The sequence below is a fragment of the Streptomyces iakyrus genome (assembly GCF_000717055.1).
Taxonomy (GTDB): domain Bacteria; phylum Actinomycetota; class Actinomycetes; order Streptomycetales; family Streptomycetaceae; genus Streptomyces; species Streptomyces iakyrus.
In genome coordinates this window covers 46,584-72,655 of sequence record NZ_JNXI01000034.1, presented here as the reverse complement: position 1 = coordinate 72,655, position 26,072 = coordinate 46,584, and the positions used below count along the sequence as shown (strand labels likewise).

The following is a 26,072-nucleotide window of genomic DNA, read 5'->3' as shown; positions in this document are numbered from 1 at the left end:
AACTCCTCGACCGTCTCGGGGTCGAAGGCGACCTGCGCCTTGGCGTCGCGGGCGGTGAGGTCGACGTTGCGCGGGAGCTGCTCGGAGAAGACCGTGCGGGCCTCGTCCTCGTCGGACACGTAGACGGTGTGGCCGTCGCCCTTGTCGGCGAGCCGCTCCATGAGGGCGTCGCCGTAGTCGCTGCCGACACCGACGCCGAAGAGGGTGATGCCGTGTTCGCGGCGCTCGCCGGAGATGCGCTCCAGGATGCTGTCCGCGTCGGTGTCGCCGGTGTTGGCGAGGGCGTCCGAGATGAGGACGACCCGGTTGGTGGCGCCCTCGCGCAGGCCCTCGACGGCCGTCTCGTAGCCGGTCTCGACGCCGGCGCCAAGGTTGGTGGAGTCCTGGGTGTCCAGGTCGGAGACGGTGTCCTGGATCTCGTCGCGGTTGCCGTCGAGACGGGTCATGGGCAGGACGGTCTCGGCCTCGTCGCTGAAGGTGACGAGCGCGACCGAGTCGTCGTCGCGCAGCCGGTCCGTCATCACCGAGAGGGACTCCTTGGCGAGGTCCAGGCGGCCCGGTTCGTCCATGGAGCCCGAGACGTCGATGACGAAGGTCAGGGCCGCGGGCGGACGTTCGCCGCCGCGTTCCGCGGTGCGGGTGGCGAGGCCGACGCGGACCAGTGACCAGTCCTCGTCGTCGGTGCGGGCGCCGTCGACGGTGACCGAGAAACCGTCACCGTCAGGGCGCTCGTAGTCCTGGCGGAAGCTGTTGACGAACTCCTCGGGGCGGACCGTCGACGGGTCGGGGAGCCGGCCGTCGGCCAGGGAGCGGCGGGCGTAGTCGTAGGAGGCGGTGTCGACGTCCAGGGCGAAGGTGGACAGGTGGCCGGGGTCTTCGCGGCGGTCGTCGCGCTCGCTCGTGCCGTCCTCGTCGCCATGGGCGGGCGCTGGCTCGCCCGCGCCGTACTCGGGGCGGTCGGCGGCCTTGCTGCCCTCGCCGGTGTCGCCGCCCCCGCTGCACGCGGTGAGCAGCAGTCCGCTCGCGGCCATGAGTGCGAGCAGCGCTTTTCGTGTCCGGAAGCGCTCCATCGTCCGTACCCCCTGCATCCGTTGCCGTCGGCTTCTTGCGACTGTGACGGCGCGGGGGGCCCGAACGTGCGGTACGGGGTGTTGCGGAAGCGTCTCGAAGCGGCCACGGGGACCGGCCTTCGAGACCGGTGGGTGATCCTCCGTTGACCTAGGAGACGACGTCCTTGCGGGCGAAACCCCGGAAGGCCAGGGCGAACAGCACGAGTGCGTACGTTACCGAGACCGACGTGCCCTGGATCATGTCCGACCACTCCGGCTGGGGCCGGACGGCGTCGAGCCAGGCGTACTGCCAGTGCGCGGGCAGGAAGTCGCGCCAGTCGCCGAGGGCCGTCACCTCGTCGAGGACGCTGCCGATGATGGTGAGGAACACCGCGCCGCCGACCGCGCCGAGCGGGGCGTCCGTCCTGGTCGAGAGGTAGAACGCGAGGGCGGCGGTGACCAGTTGGGACACCATGATGTACGCGACCACGATGAGCAGGCGCTGGGCGGCCGTGCCGGTGGGCAGGGTGCCGCCGGTGGGCAGTTCGAGCGGGCCCCAGCCGTAGGCGGCCGTGCCCACGGCGAGGGCGACGACCGGGAGCAGGACCATCGCGGCCAGGCTCAGGGTGAGTCCGACGGCGAGCTTGGACCACAGCAGCCGGGCTCTGGGCACGGGGGCCGCGAGCAGGTAGCGCAGGGAGGACCAGCTCGCCTCCGAGGCGACGGTGTCGCCGCAGAACAGGGCGACGGGGATGACGAGCAGGAAGCCGGCGGCGGAGAAGAGGTTGACCGCGGCGAAGTTGGCTCCGGACGCCGTCGCGGTGTCCATGAGGTTGACGCGGTTGTTGTTGCCGCCCGGGTCGCCGCCGACCTGGAAGGCGATGAGCAGGATGATCGGCAGGGCGACCAGGACGCCGCCCATGACCTGCGTGCGGCGCCGCTTCAGCTGCCGGACCAGCTCCACGCGGAAGGGCAGGGTGCGGCCCGCGCGGTAGCCCTCGGCGACCTCGACGGGCGGCTCGGCGAGCTGGCTCATGCTTCGGCTCCGATCAGGGTGAGGAAGGCGTCCTCCAGGCGGCGGTGGGGGCCGACCGACGCGACCGCCACGTCCAGCCGTACGAGCTCGGCGACCAGGCGCTGCGGGGTGCCGTCGGCGTCGAGCCGGACGAGGAGGCCCTCGTCGGTGCGCACGGCCGAGGCGACGCCGGGCAGGGCGGCGACCTTCTCCACGACGGGCTCGTCCACGGGCGTGGCCGTACCGATCAGGAGGGTGTCGCCCGAGCCGGTGATGTCCGCGACCGGGCCCGCCTGGACGAGCTGTCCGTGGTCCATCACGACCAGGTGGGTGCAGGTCTGCTCGACCTCCGCGAGGAGGTGGCTGGAGACGATGACCGTGCGGCCGGCGGCGGCGTAGCGGATCATCACCTCGCGCATCTCGCGGATCTGGGGCGGGTCGAGGCCGTTGGTCGGTTCGTCGAGGATGAGCAGGTCCGGCAGGCCGAGCATGGCCTGGGCGATGGCGAGGCGCTGGCGCATGCCCTGGGAGTAGGTGCGCACGGCGCGGGCGAGGGCGTCGCCCAGGCCCGCGATCTCCAGGGCCTCCTCCAGGTGCGCGTCCTCGGGCGGGCGGCCGGTGGCGCGCCAGTACAGCTCCAGGTTCTCGCGGCCGGACAGGTGGGGCAGGAAGCCCGCGCCCTCGACGAAGGCGCCGACCCGGGACAGGACCGGGGCGCCGGCGCTGATGGCGTGGCCGAAGACGCGGATCTCACCGCCGTCGGGCTTGATCAGGCCCATCAGCATGCGCAGGGTGGTGGTCTTGCCCGCCCCGTTGGGGCCGAGCAGGCCGAGGACCTGGCCCTTCTCCACGCGGAAGGAGAGGTCCTTGACCGCGTACCGGTCCGACGCCTTCGCGTAGCGCTTGGTCAGGTCGGTGATCTGGAGTGGGACCTCGGCCAGTGCGGGGTCCGGCGGGGCCGGTGCCACCGTGCGGCGGCGTCCCGTGAGGATCAGCGCGAGCGCGATGCCGGCGCCGGCGAGCGGCAGCCACCAGACCCAGGCGGGCAGCCCGGCCCGGCTGTCGCGCGCGCCGAGAGCCGAGGGCACCTTCAGGTCGCCCTTGAGGGAGACGGTGTACGTCGCCGGGGCGGTCGGGGAGGCGTAGCCGAGGTCCGTGGAGGCGAGGACCAGGCGCAGCCGGTGGCCGTCGTCGACCTCGTGGTCGATCGCCGGGAGGGTGATGCGGACGTCCTTGCCGGCCTTGGCGTCCTCGACCCGGACGGGCGTGACGAGCTGGGAGGGCAGCACCTGCTGCATGCCGCCGCCGGGGCCGACGTCGTAGAGCTTGGCGAAGAGCACGACGTCGTCGCCGGTGGACTTCACGTGCACGGTCGCGGTGGGCGAGCCGGTGATCTGCAGGTCCTCGCGCTGCGGCGCCGACTCGAACGCGGCGAACTGGCCGGGGAAGTCGAGGGAGACGCCGATACCGAGCGTGGAGAGCTGGCTGAGGCCGCCCGCGCCGCCGAGGCCGGGCAGGGCGGAGACGCCGGGCGGGCTGGCGCCGGGCGGGTTGCCGAAGCTCTGCTCGCGGCCGGCCAGGGCGATGGAGCGCTGCTCGGCCGCCAGGCCGGGGTAGCGGTCCGAGGTCACGCCGGTCAGGCGGGGTTCGCCGTCGCCGGAGCCCTGGCCGAGGGTGCGGGTGACGCGGAAGGCGGGGCCGGTGTCGGTGCCCTTGTCGTCCTTCAGGTAGCGGTCGAACCAGGTCTTCACGCGGTCCTGGACGCGGCCGGTCTCCATGTCGCCGCCGTCGTGGCCGCCGGCGATCCAGTCGACGTCGACGGGGGCGCCGTTCGCGCGAATCGCCTTCGCCGCCTGGTCGGCCTGGCCGAGCGGGAAGAGGGAGTCGGACTGGCCCTGCATCAGCAGCGTCGGGACCTTGATGTCCTTGCCGACCGCGGACGGCGAACGCTCCTCCAGCATCGTGCGGGCCTGTGCGTCCGGCGTGCCCGACTCGGCGACCCGCTCGTACATGCGGCACAGCGCGGGCTCGAACTTCTCGCAGCCGCCGCCGGAGTTGACGAAGATGCCGGCCCAGAGCTTCTTGAACACGCCGTTCGGGAAGAGGGCGTCGGCGAGGTTCCAGTAGGTGATCGCCGGGGCGATGGCGTCGACGCGGGCGTCGTGCCCCGCGGTGAGCAGGGCGATGGCGCCGCCGTAGGAGCCGCCGGCCATGCCGACGCGGGGGTCGCCCTTCTTGTCGAGCTCGACCTGGGGCTGCTTCGCGAGCCAGTCGATGAGCTTGGAGACGTCGGCGACCTCGCCCTTGGGGTCGTTCAGCCCGATCTTGCCGTTCGACTTGCCGAAGCCGCGGGCCGACCAGGTCAGGACCGCGTAGCCGTCCCGGGCGAGGTCCTGGGCCTGCTGACGTACGTCGTTCTTGCTGCCGCCGAAGCCGTGCCCGAGCAGGACGGCGGGGCGGCGGCGGTCTGCTCCGGAGGTGAAGAAGGAGGTGTCGATCCGCACGCCGTCCGCGGTGTTCAGGAGCCGGTCCGTGCGGTGCACCGGGGGCGCTTCGTCGCCGGCGACGGCCGTCCACGTTCCCGCGCCCGCGAGGACGACGACGGCGGCCCCGGCGGCGAGGAGCCTCCGGGGCCTCCGAAGCAGCCCGTTCAGTCCGGGCAGTCGAAGATCCATGCGTCAACGGTACGGGGTGAAGCTGTCGATGAGTTGTCGACCGGAGGCCGAAGTGGGAGGCCTCCCAGGGGATTACATGGAGTTTGTCGCGTACTGCGGGTGGTGTACGGCATCGAGCTCGGCGGGGGCTGCGCGTTGCCGGGTGCGGGTGCGTGGGCTTGTTCGCGCAGTTCCCCGCGCCCCTTGAGGGCATGCAGCTCCCGGCGCTTCAAGAGAGGCAGCCCTTACGCCTCCGGCACCGACACCAGCCAGCGGGTCTCCCTGCGCGGGCGGAGGTAGAGGGCCCAGTACAGGGTCGCCGCCGCCGTGATGCCGCCCGTCCACAGGAGGTACGTCGGGTCCTGCTGCATCAGGACGTAGAGCAGGACCACGATCAGCAGGAGCGGGGCCGCCGGCCACAGGGGCATGCGCCAGGCCTGGGTGTGCCGGTGGGGGCCGCGGCGGGAGAGCAGGGCGGCGACGGCGACCAGGAGGTACATGCCCGTCACCGAGACGCCCGTGACGCCGTACAGGGTGTCCAGGTTCACGAAGCACAGGGCCGCGCCGGGGACTCCCACCGCCAGGGTGGAGACCCAGGGGGAGCCGAAGCGGCCGAGGCGCGAGAAGAGGGCGTTGACCGGCTCGGGCCAGGCCTTGTCGCGGGCCGAGGCGAACAGGACGCGGGAGTTCTGGATGACCATGACGATCCCGGCGTTGATGATCGCGAGGGCCACGCAGAGGCTGACGAACGTGCCGACGGCCGAGGTGGACCAGGCGGTGACCATGGTGCCGATGTCCCCGCCGGTGAGGGCGGCGAGGTCGGGGGCGCCCAGGGTGATGGCCGCGACCGGGACCAGGATGATCACGGCGGAGATGGCGAGGGTGGCCAGGACGGTGCGGGCGACGGTGCGGCGGGGGTTCTCCAGTTCCTCGGAGAGGTAGACCGCCGTGGAGAAGCCCTGCGTGACGAACAGGGCGATCGCGAGGCCGGAGACCACCAGGAGGGCCGTCACCGTGTCGGGGGCGCCGTCCGGGCCCGCCACCTGCATCGAGACCAGGCTGTCGGCGCCGCGCTCGGCGTGCGTGAAGCCCAGGACCGCCACGACCGCCGCCGCGATGACCTCCAGGACCAGGAAGACGCCGGTGATCCAGGCGTTGGCGCGCAGGTCCAGCAGACCGGCGAGGGTCGCGAGGAGCATCACCGAGGCGCCGGTCCAGGACGGGTCGAGGTGCACGAGGGTGGCGAGGTAGTCGGCCGTGCCCATCGCGATGACCGGCGGGACGATCATCACCACCAGCAGGGAGAGGACGAACACCAGCCAGCCCGCGAGCCGTCCGGCCATCGTCGAGACCATGGCGTACTCGCCGCCGGCGCTGGGGATGAGGGTGCCCAGCTCCGAGTAGCAGAACGCCACCGCGACGCAGAGCAGCGAGCCGATGGCGACGGTCAGGGCGGTGGCGGTGCCGAGCGAGCCGAACAGGTCGGGGACCACCACGAAGAGGGTCGAGGCGGGCGTCACGCAGGAGAGGGTGAGGAGGGTGCCGCCGACGACTCCGATGGAGCGCTTGAGCTTCCCGGGATGACGGTCCGGCGCCTGCGCGACGGCGGTCTCGACAGGGCGGAGCGTGTCGGTCATGCGGCGGTTCCCATCGGCTCGGCGGCTCGGCGGTGGATGTGCGCAGCATCGAACACCGACGAAAAGCAGCACGTCAATGGCTGTCTTCCTACGAAATCCGCAGCAGAAACCCCTCTTGGCTGCTGTTTCAGGAAGCAGAGGTCGACAGGAACGGGGCGGGGGCTCCCTGCGGTTCTCGCAGGGAGCCCCGGAAAAAACTCTCGGCGGGTGCCTCAGTGGTTGCGCGGGAAGCCCAGGTCCACGCCCGCGGGGGCGTCGGCCGGGTCCGGCCAGCGGGTGGTGACGACCTTGCCGCGGGTGTAGAAGTGCGTGCCGTCGTTGCCGTAGATGTGGTGGTCGCCGAAGAGCGAGTCCTTCCAGCCGCCGAAGGAGTGGTAGCCCACGGGGACCGGGATCGGGACGTTGATGCCGACCATGCCGGCCTCGACCTCCATCTGGAAGCGGCGGGCCGCGCCGCCGTCCCGGGTGAAGATCGCGGTGCCGTTGCCGAACGGCGAGGCGTTGATGAGGTCCAGGGCCTCCTCGTAGGTCTCGGTGCGCAGCACGGTCAGCACCGGACCGAAGATCTCGTCCTGGTAGGCCTTGGAGGACGTGGGCACCTTGTCGAGCAGCGAGATGCCGATCCAGTGGCCGTTCTCGAAGCCGTCGACCGTGTGGCCGGTGCCGTCCAGCACGACCTCGCAGCCCTCGGCCGCCGCGCCCTCGACGTAGGAGGCGACCTTGTCGCGGTGGACCTTGGTGATGAGCGGGCCCATCTCGGACGTCGGGTCGTCGCCGGGGCCGATCTTGATCTTCTCGGCGCGCTCGCGGATCTTCTCCACCAGCTCGTCGCCGATCGAGCCGACCGCGACGACCGCGGAGATGGCCATGCAGCGCTCGCCCGCCGAGCCGTAGGCCGCGCTCACCGCCGCGTCGGCGGCGGCGTCGAGGTCGGCGTCCGGGAGGACCAGCATGTGGTTCTTGGCGCCGCCGAGGGCCTGCACGCGCTTGCCGTTGGCGGAGGCGGTGGTGTGGATGTAGCGGGCGATCGGGGTCGAGCCGACGAAGGAGACGGCCTTGACGTCCGGGTGCTCCAGCAGACGGTCGACGGCCACCTTGTCGCCGTGGACGACGTTGAAGACGCCGTCGGGCAGACCCGCCTCGGACAGCAGCTCGGCGATCTTGATCGAGGCCGAGGGGTCCTTCTCGGACGGCTTCAGCACGAAGGTGTTGCCGCAGGCGATGGCGATGGGGAACATCCACATCGGCACCATCGCCGGGAAGTTGAACGGGGTGATGCCCGCGACGACGCCGAGCGGCTGGCGGATCGAGGAGACGTCCACGCGGCTGGCGACCTGCGTGGACAGCTCGCCCTTCAGCTGGACGTTGATGCCGCAGGCCAGGTCGACGATCTCCAGGCCGCGTGCGACCTCGCCGAGGGCGTCGCTGTGCACCTTGCCGTGCTCGGCGGTGATCAGCTCGGCGATCGCGTCCCGGTTGGCGTCCAGCAGCGCCCGGAACTTGAACAGGATCGAGGTGCGCTGGGCCAGCGAGGACTGGCCCCAGGTCAGGTAGGCCTCCTTGGCGGCCGCGACCGCCGCGTCCACCTCGTCGGCCGAGGCGAACGCGACCTTCGTCGTCACCTCGCCGGTCGCCGGGTTGGTGACCGGCCCGTGCGTGCCCGAGGCGCCTTCGACGGTCTTGCCGCCGATCCAGTGGTTGACGGTCTTCGTCATGGCCGGGAACTCCTTCACAGATGGCGGCGTCGGGTGGAGACGTGCCGTTCGTACAGCTCACGTGCCTTGACCGCGGACGGCCGTGTCGCGGTCTCGGCCACGGGTACATCCCACCAGGCCTGCGCGGGAGGCGCGCCCGACACTGTGTCTGCCGTTTGGGTCTCGACGTAGACACATGTGGGAGTGTCGGCCGCCCGGGCCTCGGCGAGGGCCTCCCGCAGGTCCCGTACGGTCTTCGCGCGCAGGACGCGCATGCCGAGGCTGGCCGCGTTGGCGGCGAGGTCCACGGGCAGCGGCTGCCCCGTGTACGAGCCGTCCTCGGAGCGGTAGCGGTACGCGGTGCCGAACCGCTCGCCGCCCACCGACTCCGACAGTCCGCCGATGGACGCGTAGCCGTGGTTCTGGATGATCAGGACCTTGATCGCGATGCCCTCCTGGACGGCCGTCACGAGTTCCGTCGGCATCATCAGGTACGTGCCGTCACCGACCAGCGCCCACACGGGCCGGTCCGGGGCGGCCAGCTTCACACCGATGGCCGCGGGGATCTCGTAGCCCATGCAGGAGTAGCCGTACTCCAGGTGGTACTGGTCGGGCGACCGGGTGCGCCAGAGTTTGTGCAGGTCGCCGGGGAGGGAACCGGCGGCGTTGATCAGGATGTCCGACGCGTCGGCGATCTCGTCCAGGGCGCCGAGGACCTGCGGCTGGGTCGGGCGGGTGTCCGGTTCGTCCACCTCGTAGCAGGCGTCGACGCGCTGCTCCCAGCGCTCCTTGTCCTCGGTGTACTCGGTGGCGTAGCTGCCCGCGACCCGGTACGCGTGCACGCGCAGGGCGTCCGTGAGCTCCTGGAGGCCGCTGCGGGCGTCCGCGATCAGGGGCCGGCCGGCGAGCTTGTGACCGTCGAAGGGGGCGATGTTGAGGTTGAGGAACCGCACGTCCGGGTTGCTGAACAGCGTGCCGGAGGCGGTGGTGAAGTCGGTGTAGCGGGTGCCGACGCCGATCACCAGGTCGGCGGTGCGGGCGAGTTCGTCCGCCGTGGCGGTGCCGGTGTGGCCGATGCCGCCGACGTCCTGGGGATGGTCGTGGCGCAGGGAGCCCTTGCCCGCCTGGGTGGAGGCGACCGGGATGCCGGTGGCCCCGGCGAACTCGGCGAGGGCCTCCTCGGCGCGGCTGTGGTGGACGCCGCCGCCCGCGACGACCAGCGGCCGCTTCGCCGCCCGGATCGCCCGCACGGCCTCGGCCAGTTCCGCCGGGTCGGCGCCGGGCCGCCGAACGGCCCAGACGCGCTCGGCGAAGAACTCCTCCGGCCAGTCGTACGCCTCGGCCTGCACGTCCTGGGGCAGGGCGAGGGTGACGGCGCCGGTCTCGACGGGGTCGGTGAGCACGCGCATCGCGCCGAGCGCCGCGGGGATCAGGGCTTCGGGCCGGGTGATCCGGTCGAAGTACCTGGACACCGGTCGCAGGCAGTCGTTGACCGACACGTCGCCCGCGTACGGCACTTCGAGCTGCTGGAGGACCGGGTCGGCAGGGCGGGTGGCGAAGACGTCACCGGGCAGGAGCAGCACCGGCAGGTGGTTGATGGTCGCCAGGGCCGCGCCGGTGACGAGGTTGGTGGCGCCCGGGCCGATGGAGGTCGTCACCGCGTGCGTGGACAGGCGGCCGGACTGGCGGGCGTAGCCGACCGCCGCGTGCACCATGGCCTGTTCGTTGCGGCCCTGGTGGAAGGGCATCTCCTCGGTGTGCTCCAGGAGCGCCTGACCGATGCCGGCGACGTTGCCGTGGCCGAAGATGCCCCAGGTGGCGCCGATGAGCCGCTGCCGGACGCCGTCGCGTTCGGTGTACTGGGCCGCCAGGAAGCGCACCAGCGCCTGTGCGACCGTCAGCCTCGTCGTCGAGGTCATCGGTGTCCCTCCCTCTGGGTGATCACGGATACGCGACGGTGAGGACGGGCGTTCACCCGGGGAGGCCGCGTACGCCTCGTCGGGGAGACCTCCGGCGCGGGGCCGTAGCGGGCGGGGAGTTGTCGCTCGCACTTCGCTCCTGCCAAAGCAAAGCGGCCTCCCGCGCCGGAGGCGATCTGGGCCCGGGACGCGCCCGGGAGAGGGAACTCGTGGTCTTCGGCGCTGTCGCCCGTGGTGAAGGTGCGGGTGGTCATGAGGCGGCCCTCACAGCAGTCCGACGGCGGTGTCCACGGCGGCGGCCACGTCGCCGTCCGCCGGGTACAGCAGCGAACGGCCCACCACCAGCCCGCGGACGGTGGGCAGTTGCAGGGCGCCGCGCCACTTCTCGTACGCCCCGTCCTGATCGTCGCCCACCTCGCCGCCGAGCAGCACGGCGGGCAGCGTCGAGGTGGCCATGACCTCGGCCATGTCGTCGGGGTTGTCGGTGACCGGGACCTTCAGCCAGGTGTAGGCGGAGCTGCCGCCGAGGCCCGAGGCGATGGCGATCGACTTGGTGACGGCCTCGGCGGAGAGGTCGTTGCGCAGCCGGCCCCGCTCGTCGCGGTAACTGATGAACGGCTCGACGAAGAGCGGGAGTTTCCGGGCGGCCATGGCGTCGACGGCCCGGGCGGTGGACTCCAGGGTGGTGAGCGAGCCCGGGTCGTCGTAGTCGATGCGCAGGAGCAGCTTGCCCGCGTCGAAGCCGAGGCGCTCGATGTCCTCGGGGCGGTGGCCGGTGAAGCGGTCGTCGAGCTCGAAGCGGGCGCCCTGGAGGCCGCCGCGGTTCATCGAGCCCAGGACGACCTTGCCGTCGAGGGCGCCGAGCAGGAGCAGGTCGTCGAGGATGTCGGCGGTGGCGAGGACGCCGTCCACGCCCGGGCGGGACAGGGCCAGACAGAGGCGTTCGAGGAGGTCGGCGCGGTTGGCCATGGCCAGGCTGCGACCGCCGACGCCGAGGGCGCCGCGGGCCGGGTGGTCGGCGGCGACGATCATCAGACGGCCGCTCGTGTTCAGCAACGGCCTCCGGGGGCGGCGGGCCGCGGCTTCGGCGATCGCCTCCGGGCGGTGGCTGCGCAGGCGGACGAGTTCGGCGACGTCGACGGTCACTGGACCGCTCCCGCGGTGACGGCCGCCTCGATCTCGGCCGGGGTGGGCATCGCGGAGGAGCACTCCAGGCGGGAGGCGACGATGGCACCGGCGGCGTTGGCGTACCGCATGGTCTTCTCCAGGTCCCAGCCTTCCAGCAGCCCGTGCACGAGTGAGCCGCCGAAGGCGTCGCCGGCGCCGAGGCCGTTGAGGACGTTCACGGGCAGCGGCGGGACCTCGGCGCTCTCCCCGGCGCTGTTCACCGCGAGGACGCCCTCGGGGCCCTGCTTGACGACGGCCAGCTCGACACCGGCGTCCAGGAGGGCGCGGGCGGCGGCGTGGGGTTCGCGCACGCCGGTGGCGACCTCCACCTCGTCGAGGTTGCCGACGGCCACGGTGGCGTGGCGCAGGGCCTCGGTGTAGAAGGGGCGGGCCGCGTCGGGGTCGGTCCAGAACATGGGGCGCCAGTCGAGGTCGAAGACCGTGGTGCCGGACTTGGCGCGGTGGGCGAGGGCCGCGAGGGTCGCCGTACGGCTCGGTTCCTCGCTCAGGCCCGTGCCCGTGACCCAGAAGACCCGGGCGTCGCGGACGGCGTCGAGGTCGAGCTCGTGGGCGTCGATCTCCAGGTCGGGGGCCTTGGGCTCCCGGTAGAAGTACAGCGGGAAGTCGTCCGGCGGGAAGACCTCGCAGAAGGTGACCGGCGTGGGCAGGCCGGGGACCGGGGTGACCCAGCGGTCGTCCACGCCGAAGCCCTTCAGGGCCTCGTGGAGGTAGGTGCCGAAAGGGTCGTCGCCGGTACGGGTGATCACCGCCGTCCGGCGCCCCAGGCGGGCCGCGGCGACCGCGACGTTGCTCGCGGAGCCGCCGAGGAACTTGCCGAAGGACGTGACCTGCGGCAGCGGGACGCCGGTCTGGAGCGGATACAGGTCCACTCCGATCCGCCCCATGGTGATCAGGTCGTACGCCATCGGTGTCCCCTCGGTGCTCGGCTCTCCCCGGTGTTGTAGCCCCCTCACGACGCCCTGTCAATGTTTTGTCCAGACATTCGGACCAGATCATGACAGCGCTTTCCGTATCCCCTGGTCCGGATGTCCCGATCCGGGTTTCACGGTTCCGTGGAGTTCAGGCCCCGGCGTCGGTCCCGGAGCCCGCGCGTCGAACCGCGCGTCAAGGCGCCCCGCCGAGCTCCCGGAGCGCGCCTTTGCCCCGGCTGTGTCACAAGCGCCGCCGTCCTGTCACGTGCGTGCCGTGTACGCGGGTCTTCCGTCACGCCCGGCCCACAGGCCCTGCCCCGTACCACCGGGCGTCGTTGACCGGACACAGGCTTGTTGATCGCCAGCGCAGCGCCCGGCTCCCCCGGACGGCCGTCCACGGCCGCCGCCGTGGTGCGCGCGGGGAGGTGCACGTCATGACCGACCGAAGGCTCTGGTCCTACAAGGAGATCGCGGCGCACATCCGGGTGCAGCCCGACACCGTGCGGTCCTACCGCAAACACGGGCTGCTGCCCCCCGCCCGACCATGTCGAGGGCGGCAAGCCCTACTGGTACGCCGACACCGTCCGCGCGTGGGTCGCCTCCAGGCCCGGCAACCGCGGCCGAAGAGCCGAGTGAGCCCGCCCCCCTTCTCCACCTCGTGCCCCCACGCTCGCGTGGGGGCACGGTCGTCGCCCGGGGTGTCAGCTCCAGGGCTCGATGACCGTCGCTCCTGCCCCCGGCGCCGTCCCCATCGCCGCCAGCGCGGCCGGGACACCGGCCAGCGTGATCGTCGACGTCACCAGCAGGTCGGGGCGCAGGACGCCGCTGCGGACCAGCTCCAGCATCGGCGGGTAGCTGTGCGCGGCCATGCCGTGGCTGCCGAGCAGTTCCAGCTCCAGGGCGATCGCGCGGGCCATCGGCACGGGGGTCGTGCCGGCCGGTGAGGGCAGCAGGCCCACCTGGACGTGCCGGCCGCGGCGGCGCAGGCCGTTCACGGAGGCGGCGCACGTGCCGGGTGAGCCCAGGGCGTCGAGGGAGAGGTGGGCACCGCCGCCGGTCAGTTCACGGACCGTGGCCGCGGTGTCCGGCACGGCCGTCGCGTCCAGGCACTGTGCCGCGCCGAACCGCCGCGCCAGCTCCAGGGCCCGGGCCGACACGTCGACCGCCACGACGCGGGCTCCCGACGCGGCCGCGATCATCACGGCCGAGAGCCCGACCCCGCCGCAGCCGTGCACGGCGACCGACTCCCCCGCCGCCACCCGGCCCTGCTGCACCACCGCCCGGTACGCCGTGGCGAAGCGGCAGCCGAGCGAGGCCGCCGTCGCGAAGGACAGCTCCCCGGGCAGCGCCACGAGGTTCACGTCGGCGTGGTCCAGCGCCACGTACTGGGCGAAGGAGCCCCAGTGGGTGAAGCCGGGCTGGGTCTGGCGCTCGCACACCTGATGGTCGCCCGCCGCGCAGGACGGGCAGGTGCCGCAGGCGCAGATGAACGGCACGGTGACCCGGTCGCCGGGCCGCCATCCGGTCACCCGGGCGCCTACCGCCTCGACGACCCCGGCGAGTTCGTGCCCGGGCACGTGCGGCAGGGCGATGTCCGGGTCGTGGCCCTGCCAGCCGTGCCAGTCGCTGCGGCACAGCCCGGTGGCCTCGACCCGCACGACGACTCCGTGCTCCGCGGGCTGCGGATCCGCGACCTCCCGCACCTCGGCCGCTTCCCCGTACCGCTCGAACACCACGGCCCGCATGGACCCACCCGCCTTTCGTCTGTCGTACCCCGGGCGCCCGGGGGCGGGTGACCGCGCGCCTCCCGGTGTCCGGCCCCTCGGGGAACGCTAGCGCCGCGGTGCGGGACACCGCCGACCCGAGCCCCCTCGGGCGGCCCGGTCAGCCCCCTCCGGCGGCCCGGTCAGCCCGCCGAGGCCCCGGCCTTGTCCCTGGCGGGTTCCGTCTCGGCCACCGGCCGCTCCGGTTCGGCCTCGCTCAGGCCGAAGCGTTCGTGGAAACGGCGCAGGGGGCGCGGGGCCCACCAGGTGGCGCGGCCGGTGAGGCGCATGACCGCCGGGACCAGGAGGCTGCGGACGATCATCGCGTCCATCAGGACAGCCAGGGCGATGCCCAGGCCGAGCATCTTGGTGTTGGTCACCCGGGAGGTGCCGATCGCGACCATGACCACGGCCAGGATGACCGCCGCCGCCGTGATCAGCCCGCCGGTGCGTGCCAGGCCGTGCCGGACGGCCTGGTCGTGGTCGCCGGTGCGGTCGTACTCCTCCTTGATGCGGGAGAGCAGGAACACGCCGTAGTCCATGGAGAGGCCGAAGGCCACGCAGAACATCAGGACCGGGAGGGTCGTCTCGATGGAGCCGGGACTGGTGAAGGCCAGCAGGCCGGACAGGTGGCCGTCCTGGAAGACCCAGACGACCGCGCCGAACATGGCCGTCAGGCTGAGCGCGTTGAGGACGACCGCCTGGATCGGTATGAGCACGCTGCCGGTGAGGAGGAAGACCAGGAGCAGGGTGACGATCGTGATGAAGACCGCCGCCAGCGGCAGGCGCTCCCCTATGGCGTGCTTGGAGTCGACCAGGACGGCCGCCGTGCCGGTCACCTTGGTGTCGAAGGGGGCTCGCGTCTCACGCAGGTCGCCGACGAGACGCTGGGCCGGGTCGTCGACCGCCTCGCCCTTCGGCAGCACCGTGAAGTATGCGAAGTCGCCCTTCACCAGGGGTCCGTCGACCCGGGCCACGTCGGGCAGTGCGGCGACGCGCTCCTTGTAGGCGCCGTACTGCGCCTCGGTCGCACGGCCCTCGGCGAGCACTTCGAGGCCGCCGCCGGGGCTGCCCGGGAAGCCCTCCCGGATGTGCTGCTGCACCACATGGGACTCGGACGTCGAGGGCAGCTGGCGGTCGTCGGCGGTGCCGAACTTCACGCCCAGGAAGGGCAGGCCGAGCAGGACGAGGACGGCTGTGGTGCCGAGGGCGAAGAAGGGGGCGCGGCGCATGACGAACGCCGCGGTGCGGGCCCAGGCCCTCCCTTCCTGCCGGGTGGGGTCCGGCCGGTGCCCGCGCCGGAACAGGCGGCGCAGGTCCAGCGCGTTGACCCGGTGGCCCAGCAGGATCAGCGCCGCCGGGAGCAGGATCAGCGCGGCCGCGGCGGCCAGCAGCACCACGGCAATCCCGGCGTAGGCGAAGGAGCGCAGGAAGTACTGCGGGAAGACCAGCATCGCGGCCAGGGACACCGCGACCGTGAGGGCGGAGAAGAGGACGGTGCGGCCGGCTGTGCGCAGGGTCGTGCCGATCGAGGTCAGGGGGTCGGCGCCCGTGGACAGTTCCTCGCGATACCGGCGGACGATGAAGAGCGCGTAGTCGATGGCGAGGCCCAGACCGAGGGCCGTGGTGAGGTTGATCGCGAACACGGAGACGTCCGTGAGCTCGGTGAGGCCGCGCAGGACGGCGTTCGTCCCGAGGATGGCGACGATGCCGATGCCGAGGGGCAGCAGGGCCGCGACGGCGCTGCCGAAGACCATCACGAGCAGCACCAGCGTCACGGGCAGGGCGATGAGCTCGGCCCGGGTGAGGTCCTCCTGGATGATCGCCTGCATCTCGTGCCGCACGGCGACCGGGCCGCCGATGCCGGCCTCCACCGGCCCGTGCGTGCCGCGATAGTGGGGTGCGATGCGCTCCAGCGTCTCGCCGGCGGTCTTCTCGTCACCTGTGATGCGGGCGGCTATCAGCGCCTCGTGCCCGTCCTCCGCGCGCAGGGCCGGGGTGCGGGACTGCCAGTAGGAGCCGACTCCGGTGACGCCCCGCTCGCCCGCGAGGCGCTCGGCGAGCCGTTTGGCCTCGGCGGCGACGGCCGGGTCGTCGACGGAGGCCTCGCCCGCGTCGATCAGGAGCAGAAGGTTGGGCTGGGAGCCCGGGAACTCGCGCTCCAGGGCCTTGGTCGCGTAGGTGGACTCGGCGGCCGGATCCTCCCAGCCGCCGGCACCCAACCGGTCGGCGACGCCGCTGCCGGCCAGCACCGCGAGCGCGGTGATCACCAGCGCCACCAGCAGCGACAGCCTGGGCCGGGCGGTGACGAAACGGGTCCAGCCGCCGACGCGCGGTGGTGTGTTGACTTCGGTCATCGTGCGGTGTCCCCTTCACCGTGACCCGTGTCCAGGCGCAGCCTGACAGCACGGGGCTGCCATAGACTGACAAACACGAGAGATCGCTCGCATTTCTGCCGACTCCAGAATGCGAGCGACCACTCGCGTTTGTCAATCGCGTTCTGAGACCTGGGGATACGCGTGCCCGAGAAGACCGAGAAGCCCGCACCGGAGACCGGAGAGGCGACGGCCGCCGAAGCGGCGACGACCGGCGAAGCGGCGACCACCGGCGAAGATCGGCCGCGGCGGCGGCAGGCCCGCGGTGAGCGGCGAATCGCCCAGCTGCTCGAAGCCGCCGCCCGGGTCTTCGCCACGACCGGCTACACGGCCGCCAGCACCAACGCGATCGCCCGCGAGGCCGGCGTCTCCCCCGGGACGCTGTACCAGTTCTTCCCGAACAAGGAAGCGATCGCGATCGAGCTGGGCAGCCGGCTCATGCACGAGATGCGGCAGTCGTACGACGAGGTCCTCACCCCGATCACCTCCGACACGACCCCGCTGGAGGAGGTGATCGCCGGGACCGTCGACCGCTTCATCGAGTTCAACTGCCGCCACCCTGCCTTCTTCGTGCTGATGCACGGCCCCGACATCCCGGGCCGCATCGCCGAGGAGCACGACGCCCTGCACGCGACGCTGGTGGCCCGCGTCGAGACGATCCTGGCCCCGTTCGCACCCGACGCGCCCCAGGCGGCCGTCACCCGCACCGCCCAGATGTGCGTCGGCATCTACAAGGCCGGCCTGGAGCTGATCCTGGCCCACGAGGGCGACGAGCGGGAGGCGTACGTGCAAGAGCTGAAGGGTGCCCTCGTGCGCTACCTGGAGCCGCTCATGGGGACGTCGTGAACTGATACCCCCTAGGGGTACAGTGGGATGTGCGGGTCCCTCAGCGGACCCCACAGCCCCACATGCCTCGACGAGGAGTAACGACATGACCGCCCAGACCGACACCACGGGCCCCGTCACCACCGTCTTCAAGGTGAGCGGCATGAGCTGCGGACACTGCGAGGGCGCGGTCTCCGGCGAGATCTCCCAGATCTCCGGCGTGAGCTCGGTGACGGCCGTCGCCAAGACCGGCGAGGTCACCGTCGTCTCCGCGACCCCGCTCGACGAAGAGGCCGTACGCACCGCCGTCGACGAGGCCGGCTTCGAACTGGCCGGCCGGGCCTGAACCACCCGGGTCCGGCAGGCGACGGAGCCTGAGCCACCCGGGTCCGGCCCGCAGCCGGGCCCGACCCCACCCGGGTGCGGCAGCCGGCAGGTCTGAGACGCGCCGGCCCTGGCACTCGTACCCGTGTACGGGCCGTACGGCCCGTTCCGCTTCCCGGGCGCCCGCATCTCCTGGAGTCAGAGGACATGACCAGCACCACCGCCCAGGCACCGGCCGACCGCGAGCCGGCCCTCGCCGAGGTCGAGCTGCTCATCGGCGGGATGACCTGCGCCTCCTGCGCGGCCCGCGTCGAGAAGAAGCTCAACCGCATGGAGGGCGTCTCCGCCACGGTGAACTACGCGACGGAGAAGGCCCGGGTCGCCTATCCCGCGGGCATCGAGGTCGCCGATCTGATCGCCACCGTGGTGAAGACCGGGTACACCGCCGAGGAGCCCGCGCCCCCGCGGGAGGAGGCTCCCGACGCCGAGACGGAAGACCCCGAGCTGTCGGCGCTCCGCCGGCGCCTCACCGTCTCCGCCGTCCTCGCCCTGCCCGTGATCCTCCTGGCCATGGTCCCGGCGCTCCAGTTCGACAACTGGCAGTGGCTCTCGCTCACCCTCGCCGCACCGGTCGTCGTCTGGGGCGGGCTGTCCTTCCACCGGGCGGCCTGGACGAACGCCCGGCACGGCGCCGCCACCATGGACACGCTGGTCTCCCTCGGCACCCTGGCCGCGTTCGGCTGGTCCCTGTGGGCACTGTTCCTCGGCGACGCGGGCATGCCGGGCATGCGGCACCCCTTCGAACTCACGGTCACGCGCGGGGACGGCGCCCCTTCGATCTACCTGGAGGTCGCTTCCGGCGTCACCGTGTTCATCCTGCTCGGCCGCTACCTGGAGGCCCGCTCCAAGCGCCGCGCGGGAGCCGCGCTCAGGGCGCTGATGGACCTGGGCGCCAAGGACGTGGCCGTCCTGCGGGACGGGCGCGAGGTGCGGATCCCGGCGCAACGGCTCGCCGTCGGCGACCGGTTCGTCGTACGGCCCGGCGAGAAGATCGCCACCGACGGCACGGTCGTCGAGGGCGCCTCCGCCGTGGACGCCTCGATGCTGACCGGAGAGTCGGTGCCGGTGGACGTGACGGCCGGGGACGCGGTCACGGGCGCGACGGTCAACGCGGGCGGACGGCTGGTCGTCGAGGCCACGCGGGTCGGCGCCGACACCCGGCTCGCGCGTATGGCGAAGCTGGTGGAGGACGCGCAGAACGGCAAGGCCGAGGTGCAGCGGCTCGCCGACCGGATCTCCGGGATCTTCGTGCCGGTGGTGCTGCTGATCGCCGTCGCCACGGCCGGGACGTGGCTCGGGCTGACGGGCGACGGCGTCGCCGCGTTCACCGCCGCCGTCGCCGTCCTGATCATCGCCTGCCCGTGCGCGCTGGGCCTGGCCACGCCGACCGCGCTGATGGTCGGCACGGGGCGCGGCGCCCAGCTCGGCATCCTCATCAAGGGCCCGGAGGTCCTGGAGTCCACGCGCCGGGTCGACACGGTCGTCATGGACAAGACCGGCACCGTCACCACGGGCCGGATGACCCTCCAGGAGGTCCACCTGGCCGAGGGAGCCGACGAGAAGGAGGTGCTGCGGCTCGCGGGCGCCGTCGAGCACGCCTCCGAGCACCCCGTCGGCCGTGCGATCGCGCTGGGCGCCGCGGAGAGCGCCGGGCGGCTCCCGGAGGCCGAAGCGTTCGAGAACGTGCCCGGGCGGGGCGTACGCGGGCGCGTGGAAGGCCGTGACGTCGCCGTGGGACGGCTCTTCGACGAACTGCCGCCGGAGCTGGCCCGCGCGCGGGACGAGGCCGAGCGGGCCGGGCGTACGGCGGTCGTGGCCGGCTGGGACGGGACGGCGCGGGCCGTGCTGGCCGTCGCGGACGCGGTCAAGGAGACGAGCGCCGAGGCGGTGCGCGAGCTGCGCGCCCTGGGACTGACGCCGGTGCTGCTGACCGGGGACAACCGCGTGGTGGCCGAGACGGTGGCCGCGGCCGTCGGCATCGAGCAGGTCGTGGCCGAGGTGCTGCCCGAGGACAAGGTCGCCGCGGTACGGCGGCTGCAGGCCGAGGGGCGGGTCGTCGCCATGGTGGGCGACGGCGTCAACGACGCGGCCGCGCTCGCCACCGCCGATCTGGGCCTGTCCCTGGGAACCGGCACGGACGCGGCGATCGAGGCGGGCGATCTGACGCTGGTCCGCGGCGATCTGCGGGTGGCCGCGGACGCGATCCGGCTGTCGCGCCGGACCCTGGCCACGATCAAGGGCAATCTCGTGTGGGCCTTCGGCTACAACGTGGCCGCGCTGCCGCTGGCCGCCGCGGGACTGCTGAACCCGATGATCGCGGGGGCCGCGATGGCCTTCTCGTCGGTCTTCGTCGTCACGAACAGTCTGCGACTGCGGACATTTCGGTGAAGGCGCCCGAATTCAGCCTAAGTTCACGGCGAACGCGATTTGACCCCCTCTGGAGTCCCGGGCCCGGCTCACATAAGCTCTTCACAAGGCTCGCGCATCATCCTTACGCTTGGGCCTCGAACGGCATACCCGGGCTCTTGCGCATCTAACGGACATACGCAAGAGACGCAGATCACAGTGATGTGAACGTAACCATCGAAGGGGTTCGAAGGTCTAAGTTGACGATGTCAGGGAGCGTCTTGGGGGGCGCCGTCTGACATCTGGAGATGTCTTGGGGGACATTTCCGGAGATGCGTTGCCGGGGCACGTACACCGGGAAGCTTTGAGCGGCCCTCCCGGGCGTGCGCTGTCCCGGCAGATCGCACACCACCGCAGTACCGCAGTACGACGAGTTCTGCTCGTTCTGCTCAACAGCGATTCAGGCGCTGTCCTCACAGACGCCCGGCCGGATCCCGTGGGGGGAATCCGTACCGGGACTGGGAAGGCGCCCTGGACGTCGGCCCGTGGGGGGACCGACGCCGGGGCGCCTTCTTCATTGCGTAAGAAATCCCGTGAGAGATCACGCGAAGGCCCCCGCACCCGGCAAGCGGTATACGAGGGCCGAAGCGGTGTCGCGGCTGTGCGGCTCAGCGCTCCTCGACGGGAACGAAGTCGCGCTCGACCACGCCCGTGTAGATCTGGCGCGGGCGGCCGATGCGGGAGCCGGGCTCCTTGATCATCTCGTGCCACTGGGCGATCCAGCCCGGCAGCCGGCCGAGGGCGAACAGGACCGTGAACATCTCGGTCGGGAAGCCCATGGCCCGGTAGATCAGGCCGGTGTAGAAGTCGACGTTCGGGTAGAGGCTGCGCTGGACGAAGTAGTCGTCGGAGAGCGCGTGCTCCTCCAGCTTCAGCGCGATGTCCAGCAGCTCGTCGGACTTGCCGAGCGCGGACAGCACGTCGTGCGCGGCGGCCTTGATGATCTTGGCGCGCGGGTCGAAGTTCTTGTAGACCCGGTGGCCGAAGCCCATCAGGCGGACGCCGTCCTCCTTGTTCTTCACCTTGCGGATGAAGGAGTCGACGTCGCCGCCGGAGTCGCGGATGCCCTCCAGCATCTCCAGCACCGACTGGTTGGCGCCGCCGTGCAGCGGGCCCCACAGGGCGTTGATGCCGGCGGAGATCGAGGCGAACATGTTCGCCTGCGAGGAGCCCACCAGGCGGACCGTGGAGGTCGAGCAGTTCTGCTCGTGGTCCGCGTGCAGGATCAGCAGCTTGTCGAGCGCGGACACCACGGTCGGGTCCAGCTCGTACTCCTGCGCGGGGACCGAGAAGGTCATGCGGAGGAAGTTCTCGACGTAGCCGAGGTCGTTGCGCGGGTAGACGAACGGGTGGCCGATCGACTTCTTGTACGCGTACGCGGCGATCGTCGGGAGCTTGGCGAGCAGCCGGATCGTGGAGAGGTTGCGCTGGCGCTCGTCGAACGGGTTGTGGCTGTCCTGGTAGAACGTGGACAGGGCCGAGACGACCGAGGACAGCATGGCCATCGGGTGGGCGTCGCGCGGGAAGCCCTTGTAGAAGTTCTTGACGTCCTCGTGCAGCAGGGTGTGCTGCGTGATGTCGTTCTTGAACACCGAGAGCTCGTCGACGGTCGGCAGCTCGCCGTTGATCAGCAGGTAGGCGACCTCCAGGAAGGTGGAGCGCTCGGCCAGCTGCTCGATCGGGTAACCGCGGTACCGCAGGATGCCCGCTTCGCCGTCCAGGTACGTGATGGCGGATTTATAGGCGGCCGTGTTGCCGTAACCGCTGTCCAGCGTCACCAGACCGGTCTGGGCGCGGAGCTTTCCGATGTCGAAGCCCTTGTCACCGACGGTGCTGTCGATCACCGGGTAGGTGTACTCGCCGTCGCCGTACCGCAGTACTACAGAGTTGTCGCTCACGTCTTCCCTCACCGACGTTGTGCCTCATCTTCGAGGTTGCCCTGACTGTCTCTACCATCCCCCACTTGGCTCAGGAGAGTGCACTCGGGGTCGACCATCGGGCCTATTGACGGCACTGAGTGCCGCCAACTTGCTCATCCTGCCCCCTGGGTCCCCCTTCCGGAAGTGTCTTGTGACCTTCACGACTCATTTGATCGATCATTTTTTGCGGAACCGAGCCGGAAGTCGAGGGCCGTGCACCGCCGGCCCGCCGAAATCGTGCGCACCGCCTGGCCGATCGCCTTGCGCGAACCGACGAGGACGACCAGCTGCTTCGCCCGGGTGACCGCCGTGTAGAGCAGGTTCCGCTGGAGCATCATCCAGGCGCCCGTGGTGACCGGGATGACGACCGCCGGGTACTCGCTGCCCTGGGAGCGGTGGATCGTCACGGCGTACGCGTGGGCCAACTCGTCGAGCTCGTCGAACTCGTACGGCACCTCCTCGTCCTCGTCCGTGAGCACCGTCAGGCGCTGGTCGACCGGGTCGAGCGAGGTGACCACGCCGACGGTGCCGTTGAAGACACCGTTCTTGCCCTTCTCGTAATTGTTGCGAATCTGGGTGACCTTGTCGCCGACGCGGAACACCCGTCCGCCGAATCTCTTCTCGGGCAGGTCGGGGCGGCCCGGGGTGACGGCCTGTTGCAGCAGGCCGTTGAGGGTGCCCGCGCCGGCCGGGCCGCGGTGCATGGGGGCGAGGACCTGGACGTCACGGCGGGGGTCCAGCCCGAACTTGGCCGGAATGCGGCGGGCGGCCACGTCGACGGTGAGCCGGCCGGCGGCCTCGGTGTCGTCCTCGACGAAGAGGAAGAAGTCCTTCATGCCGTCCGTGACCGGGTGTTGACCGGCGTTGATCCGGTGCGCGTTCGTCACCACGCCGGACTGCTGGGCCTGCCGGAAGACCCGGGTGAGGCGGACCGCGGGGATCGGGCCGCCGTCGGCCAGGAGGTCGCGGAGCACTTCCCCCGCACCGACGCTGGGCAGCTGGTCCACGTCCCCCACGAAGAGCAGGTGTGCCCCCGGCGGGACGGCCTTCACCAGCTTGTTGGCGAGCAGCAGGTCCAGCATGGACGCCTCGTCGACCACCACCAGGTCGGCGTCCAGCGGGCGGTCCCGGTCGTAGGCGGCGTCGCCGCCGGGCTTGAGCTCCAGCAGGCGGTGGACGGTAGAGGCCTCGGCGCCGGTCAGCTCGGACAGGCGCTTGGCGGCCCGGCCGGTGGGGGCGGCGAGCACGACCTTCGCCTTCCTGGCACGGGCCAGCTCCACGATGGAGCGGACCGTGAAGGACTTGCCGCAGCCGGGGCCGCCGGTGAGGACGGCGACCTTCTCGGTCAGTGCCAGCTTGACGGCGGCCTCCTGCTCGGGCGCGAGATCGGTGCCCGTGCGCCCCTTAAGCCAGCTCAGCGCCTTGTCCCAGGCAACGGTCCGGAAGCCCGGCATGCGGTCCTCGCCGGTGCGCAGGAGGCGCAGCAGCTGGGCGGAGAGGGAGAGTTCGGCGCGGTGGAAGGGGACGAGGTAGATCGCGGTGACCGGCTCCCCGCCGTCGGGGCCGGGGACCTTCTCCCGTACGACGCCGGGGTCCTCGCCGTCCTCCGGGGGCTCGGCCAGCTCCGTCAGGCACTCGATGACCAGGCCCGTGTCGACCTGGAGCAGCTTCACCGCGTCCTTGATCAGCTGCTCCTCGGGGAGGAAGCAGTGGCCCTGGTCGGTGGACTGGGACAGCGCGTACTGCAGGCCGGCCTTGACGCGCTCCGGGCTGTCGTGCGGGATGCCGACGGACTGGGCGATCTTGTCGGCGGTGAGGAAGCCGATGCCCCAGACGTCGGACGCGAGCCGGTACGGCTGGTTCTTCACGACCGAGATGGAGGCGTCGCCGTACTTCTTGTAGATGCGCACGGCGATGGAGGTGGAGACCTCGACCGTCTGGAGGAAGAGCATGACCTCCTTGATGGCCTTCTGCTCCTCCCAGGCGTCGGCGATCTTCTTCGTGCGCTTGGGGCCGAGGCCGGGGACCTCGATGAGGCGCTTGGGCTCCTCCTCGATGATCCGGAGGGTGTCCATGCCGAAGTGCTGCGTGATCCGGTCGGCGAAGACCGGGCCGATGCCCTTGACCAGGCCGGAGCCGAGGTAGCGGCGGATGCCCTGGACGGTGGCCGGCAGGACCGTCGTGTAGTTCTCGACGTGGAACTGCTTTCCGTACTGCGGGTGGGAACCCCAGCGGCCCTCCATGCGCAGGGATTCGCCCACCTGCGCGCCGAGCAGCGCGCCGACGACCGTGAGCAGGTCGCCGGCGCCTCTGCCGGTGTCGACCCGGGCGACCGTGTAGCCGTTCTCCTCGTTGGCGTACGTGATGCGTTCGAGTACGCCTTCCAGCATGGCCATACGCCGCTCGCCCGCCTGGGCGGCCCCCGCCTGATCGGTCATGATCCGACGGTACCGCCCGGGTACGACAGTGCGGCGGGGCGGAACAGGCGGGCGGCGGTCCTCGCATAAAGCGACCGGTCAGTATGCGCCGAGGCTTCACCTTTCACGGCCAATTCACACAAGAGCGCGAAGCTTTACAGTTCAAGCATCCGGACCGCCCCTTTTGTGATCCTTTCCCGTGGAAGAATTCAGGGGTTCGTCGAAAGGGGGGGCGGATTCGATTCCGGAGCGACCGTGATGCCGATGCGTTCCCCTGGCCCGAGCGGCCCTCTGCGCGCGTACACCGCGGGCACCCTCCTCGTAGCCCTGTGCGCGGTCGGCACATTGACGCTGCTCGCGATGGCCCCCGCGATCTCCGGCGATCACACGGTCGTGGCTCCGGGGGCTTCCGCTCCGAACGGGAACACCCCCGGCTCTCCCCCGCCGCACCGGGAACCCGCGCCGGAATACCGCCCGCTCCCCAGTCCGGGGCCGGGCTGATTCCGACCCGGGCCCTTTCCTTCTCCCCGCCCCGATATCCCGATACGACGACGAGGAACGATGTCACCCCAGGCCCAGAGCGTCGCCCTGTGGATCATGTCCCTGGCCATCAACATCACGGCGGCGTGCGCGGGGATCGTCTGGGGCTGGGAGGCGTTCGCCCAGTTCCTGCTGCCGGCGTTCGGGTCGGTGGTGGGGGCGTCGATGGTGAGCTACAGCCTGCGGCGGTGAGGGCGCGGGCAGCCGCCTCGTCGATCCGCCGGGCCAAGTCGATTGCCGCCCCGCGATCTCCTTGGGTAGCGTCCCCCGGCATGCCCCCGACGCTGCGCACCCCGCGCCTGCTTCTCGACGCCTACGGGCCGGGCGACGAAGAGAGCTTCGTCGCGTTGTTCCAGGACACGCGGGTGTCCCGGTGGATGGGTGACGGGCCTGCCGCCGAGGCGGAGGACCGGGCGCTGTTCGGGCGGATCTTCAGCAAGGTGTACGCGGGGGATCTGTTCGACGTGTGGGCGGTCCGGCGTGGAAGGCTCCTGGTCGGGCACGCGGAGATCAAGCGGACCGAAGAGGTCGATGGTCACGAGATCGTCTATGCCCTGGCGCCCGAGGTCTGGGGCAGCGGGCTCGGAACGGAGCTGGTGGAGGCGCTCGTGCGTCATGGCTTCGAGTCGCTCGGACTGAGCGAAGTGCACGCCACCGTCGCCGCGCAGAACAAGGCCTCGCTGCGCCTGCTGGACAAGATCGGGTTCGAACACGCTCGGGACATCGTCGAGGACGACGGCGCTGTCACGCGTGTGCTGACCCGCCGTCTCCCGGGGCGCTCGTAGAGACGTACGGCCACGGCGCCGCCCGGCGGCTCTCCGCGCCGAGGAGGGCGGTGCGGGCCGGTACAGGAGGGAGCCCGGGCTCCCTCGCCGTACTCGGACCGCCGGGCGAGGGCACCGGCCGCCCGCACCGCTTCGGCTGCGCGGCCGAGGCGCGACGTCAGCAGGTCACGGGGCCAGCACGGGCCGCAGGACGCCTCTGGTCTCGCCCTCCTCCCCCGCCGCCGTGCCGCCGTCGCACGGGGTCTCCTGTGCCTGCATGCGCTGGGGCCCGAACAGGACACTCCAGACGATGTCTTCGAGGCCCTGCCTCTGCACGCGCGTCGACTGGCACGAGGAGGTCTGGCCTTCTTGGCGGTCGGGCGGCGCGGAGGTATGGGCCGCGACGGGGGCGGCGGAGGTCAGGGCTGCTGCGAGGACGATGACGGTCGCGCCGGCCGAGTGCGCGAGGGAACGGTGCACGGAGTGCAGTCGCGGAGTTCTCATGATCACACCCTGAGCGCAAAAGTACGCAAGAGGAAGGCTGACGGCCCCTGGGGCGGGCAACTCAACCCGATCGCGCGATGAGCCGGGGCTCGGGCGGGTGGCGCCGCT

18 protein-coding genes and 2 pseudogenes are annotated in these 26,072 nt (G+C 71.5%); 6 read left to right on the top strand and 14 right to left on the bottom strand.

Annotated elements, in window-relative coordinates; genetic code table 11:
* The 9 genes and pseudogenes from OO68_RS37925 to iolC form a co-directional block, all read right to left on the bottom strand.
* The coding region (locus OO68_RS37925) for a vWA domain-containing protein (protein ID WP_033313975.1) at positions 1–1,070 on the bottom strand (1,070 nt) is incomplete at its 3' end.
* Between the two features lie 148 nt (positions 1,071–1,218).
* Positions 1,219–2,085: an ABC transporter permease gene (locus tag OO68_RS37920; protein ID WP_033313967.1), complete on the bottom strand. Its 867-nt coding sequence runs from the start codon at positions 2,083–2,085 to the stop codon at positions 1,219–1,221.
* On the bottom strand, positions 2,082–4,739 hold the full coding sequence (locus OO68_RS37915) for a CocE/NonD family hydrolase (RefSeq protein WP_033313965.1): 2,658 nt from the start codon (positions 4,737–4,739) through the stop codon (positions 2,082–2,084). Before OO68_RS37915 ends, OO68_RS37920 begins: the two co-directional genes overlap by 4 nt.
* A gap of 224 nt (positions 4,740–4,963) precedes the next feature.
* Complete coding sequence (locus OO68_RS37910) at positions 4,964–6,355, bottom strand: APC family permease (RefSeq protein WP_033313964.1); 1,392 nt, start codon at positions 6,353–6,355, stop codon at positions 4,964–4,966.
* Between the two features lie 212 nt (positions 6,356–6,567).
* Positions 6,568–8,070 (bottom strand): CoA-acylating methylmalonate-semialdehyde dehydrogenase, encoded by a 1,503-nt coding sequence (mmsA, locus tag OO68_RS37905; protein ID WP_033313963.1) that lies wholly within the window; start codon positions 8,068–8,070, stop codon positions 6,568–6,570.
* 14 nt (positions 8,071–8,084) lie between these two features.
* Complete coding sequence (gene iolD / locus OO68_RS37900; protein WP_033313962.1) at positions 8,085–9,968, bottom strand: 3D-(3,5/4)-trihydroxycyclohexane-1,2-dione acylhydrolase (decyclizing); 1,884 nt, start codon at positions 9,966–9,968, stop codon at positions 8,085–8,087.
* 86 nt (positions 9,969–10,054) lie between these two features.
* Positions 10,055–10,168, bottom strand: a pseudogene (locus OO68_RS48055) (5-deoxy-glucuronate isomerase); the annotation flags it as partial.
* Positions 10,169–10,232: 64 nt separating this feature from the next.
* Positions 10,233–11,114, bottom strand: coding sequence for a Cgl0159 family (beta/alpha)8-fold protein (locus OO68_RS37895; protein ID WP_033313960.1), 882 nt, complete (start codon positions 11,112–11,114; stop codon positions 10,233–10,235).
* Positions 11,111–12,061: a 5-dehydro-2-deoxygluconokinase gene (iolC, locus tag OO68_RS37890; protein ID WP_033313958.1), complete on the bottom strand. Its 951-nt coding sequence runs from the start codon at positions 12,059–12,061 to the stop codon at positions 11,111–11,113. Before iolC ends, OO68_RS37895 begins: the two co-directional genes overlap by 4 nt.
* A gap of 440 nt (positions 12,062–12,501) precedes the next feature.
* Here iolC and OO68_RS48050 point away from each other — a divergent pair.
* Positions 12,502–12,703: pseudogene (locus OO68_RS48050) on the top strand (helix-turn-helix transcriptional regulator).
* Between the two features lie 65 nt (positions 12,704–12,768).
* Here the strand turns inward: OO68_RS48050 and OO68_RS37885 are convergent.
* Together OO68_RS37885 and OO68_RS37880 are read right to left on the bottom strand one after the other, a co-directional pair.
* The gene (locus OO68_RS37885; RefSeq protein ID WP_033313956.1) at positions 12,769–13,812 is read right to left on the bottom strand and encodes a zinc-dependent alcohol dehydrogenase family protein; all 1,044 of its coding nucleotides are present in this window, start codon (positions 13,810–13,812) and stop codon (positions 12,769–12,771) included.
* A 161-nt stretch (positions 13,813–13,973) separates the two neighbouring features.
* Positions 13,974–16,187 (bottom strand): MMPL family transporter, encoded by a 2,214-nt coding sequence (locus OO68_RS37880; RefSeq protein ID WP_033313955.1) that lies wholly within the window; start codon positions 16,185–16,187, stop codon positions 13,974–13,976.
* Positions 16,188–16,349: 162 nt separating this feature from the next.
* On the opposite strand from OO68_RS37880, the gene OO68_RS37875 reads away from it, so the two are divergent.
* The 3 genes from OO68_RS37875 (at position 16,350) to OO68_RS37865 (ending at position 19,802) form a co-directional block, all read left to right on the top strand.
* Entirely contained in the window at positions 16,350–17,051 is a 702-nt protein-coding gene (locus OO68_RS37875; protein WP_033313954.1) for a TetR/AcrR family transcriptional regulator, read from the top strand.
* Positions 17,052–17,136: 85 nt separating this feature from the next.
* Positions 17,137–17,376 carry a heavy-metal-associated domain-containing protein gene (locus OO68_RS37870; RefSeq protein ID WP_033313953.1) on the top strand — a complete coding sequence of 80 codons (240 nt, stop codon included), beginning with the start codon at positions 17,137–17,139 and terminating at the stop codon, positions 17,374–17,376.
* A gap of 185 nt (positions 17,377–17,561) precedes the next feature.
* A complete protein-coding gene (locus OO68_RS37865; RefSeq protein ID WP_033313951.1) occupies positions 17,562–19,802 on the top strand; it encodes a heavy metal translocating P-type ATPase in 2,241 nt (746 codons plus the stop codon).
* 626 nt (positions 19,803–20,428) lie between these two features.
* On the opposite strand, the gene OO68_RS37860 is transcribed toward OO68_RS37865, so the two are convergent.
* On the bottom strand, positions 20,429–21,718 hold the full coding sequence (locus tag OO68_RS37860; RefSeq protein WP_033313950.1) for a citrate synthase: 1,290 nt from the start codon (positions 21,716–21,718) through the stop codon (positions 20,429–20,431).
* A 179-nt stretch (positions 21,719–21,897) separates the two neighbouring features.
* Positions 21,898–24,177: an SF1B family DNA helicase RecD2 gene (gene recD2, locus OO68_RS37855; protein ID WP_033313949.1), complete on the bottom strand. Its 2,280-nt coding sequence runs from the start codon at positions 24,175–24,177 to the stop codon at positions 21,898–21,900.
* Positions 24,178–24,717: 540 nt separating this feature from the next.
* Between recD2 and OO68_RS46590 the strand changes: the two genes are divergently transcribed.
* Complete coding sequence (locus tag OO68_RS46590) at positions 24,718–24,888, top strand: hypothetical protein (protein WP_157851227.1); 171 nt, start codon at positions 24,718–24,720, stop codon at positions 24,886–24,888.
* An 80-nt stretch (positions 24,889–24,968) separates the two neighbouring features.
* Positions 24,969–25,481 (top strand): GNAT family N-acetyltransferase, encoded by a 513-nt coding sequence (locus OO68_RS37850; protein WP_033313948.1) that lies wholly within the window; start codon positions 24,969–24,971, stop codon positions 25,479–25,481.
* Positions 25,482–25,646: 165 nt separating this feature from the next.
* On the opposite strand, the gene OO68_RS37845 is transcribed toward OO68_RS37850, so the two are convergent.
* Positions 25,647–25,964: a hypothetical protein gene (locus OO68_RS37845; protein ID WP_245237373.1), complete on the bottom strand. Its 318-nt coding sequence runs from the start codon at positions 25,962–25,964 to the stop codon at positions 25,647–25,649.
* Between the last annotated feature and the right edge of the window lie 108 nt (positions 25,965–26,072).

Bases quoted from the DNA above. Each gene is read 5' to 3' on its own strand.
- OO68_RS37920 (WP_033313967.1), bottom strand. From the start codon at position 2,085: ATGAGCCAGCTCGCCGAGCCGCCCGTCGAGGTCGCCGAGGGCTACCGC.
- OO68_RS37915 (WP_033313965.1), bottom strand. From the start codon at position 4,739: ATGGATCTTCGACTGCCCGGACTGAACGGGCTGCTTCGGAGGCCCCGG.
- OO68_RS37910 (WP_033313964.1), bottom strand. From the start codon at position 6,355: ATGACCGACACGCTCCGCCCTGTCGAGACCGCCGTCGCGCAGGCGCCG.
- mmsA (WP_033313963.1), bottom strand. From the start codon at position 8,070: ATGACGAAGACCGTCAACCACTGGATCGGCGGCAAGACCGTCGAAGGC.
- iolD (WP_033313962.1), bottom strand. From the start codon at position 9,968: ATGACCTCGACGACGAGGCTGACGGTCGCACAGGCGCTGGTGCGCTTC.
- iolC (WP_033313958.1), bottom strand. From the start codon at position 12,061: ATGGCGTACGACCTGATCACCATGGGGCGGATCGGAGTGGACCTGTAT.
- OO68_RS37885 (WP_033313956.1), bottom strand. From the start codon at position 13,812: ATGCGGGCCGTGGTGTTCGAGCGGTACGGGGAAGCGGCCGAGGTGCGG.
- OO68_RS37880 (WP_033313955.1), bottom strand. From the start codon at position 16,187: ATGACCGAAGTCAACACACCACCGCGCGTCGGCGGCTGGACCCGTTTC.
- OO68_RS37870 (WP_033313953.1), top strand. From the start codon at position 17,137: ATGACCGCCCAGACCGACACCACGGGCCCCGTCACCACCGTCTTCAAG.
- OO68_RS37865 (WP_033313951.1), top strand. From the start codon at position 17,562: ATGACCAGCACCACCGCCCAGGCACCGGCCGACCGCGAGCCGGCCCTC.
- recD2 (WP_033313949.1), bottom strand. From the start codon at position 24,177: ATGACCGATCAGGCGGGGGCCGCCCAGGCGGGCGAGCGGCGTATGGCC.
- OO68_RS46590 (WP_157851227.1), top strand. From the start codon at position 24,718: ATGTCACCCCAGGCCCAGAGCGTCGCCCTGTGGATCATGTCCCTGGCC.
- OO68_RS37850 (WP_033313948.1), top strand. From the start codon at position 24,969: ATGCCCCCGACGCTGCGCACCCCGCGCCTGCTTCTCGACGCCTACGGG.
- OO68_RS37845 (WP_245237373.1), bottom strand. From the start codon at position 25,964: ATGAGAACTCCGCGACTGCACTCCGTGCACCGTTCCCTCGCGCACTCG.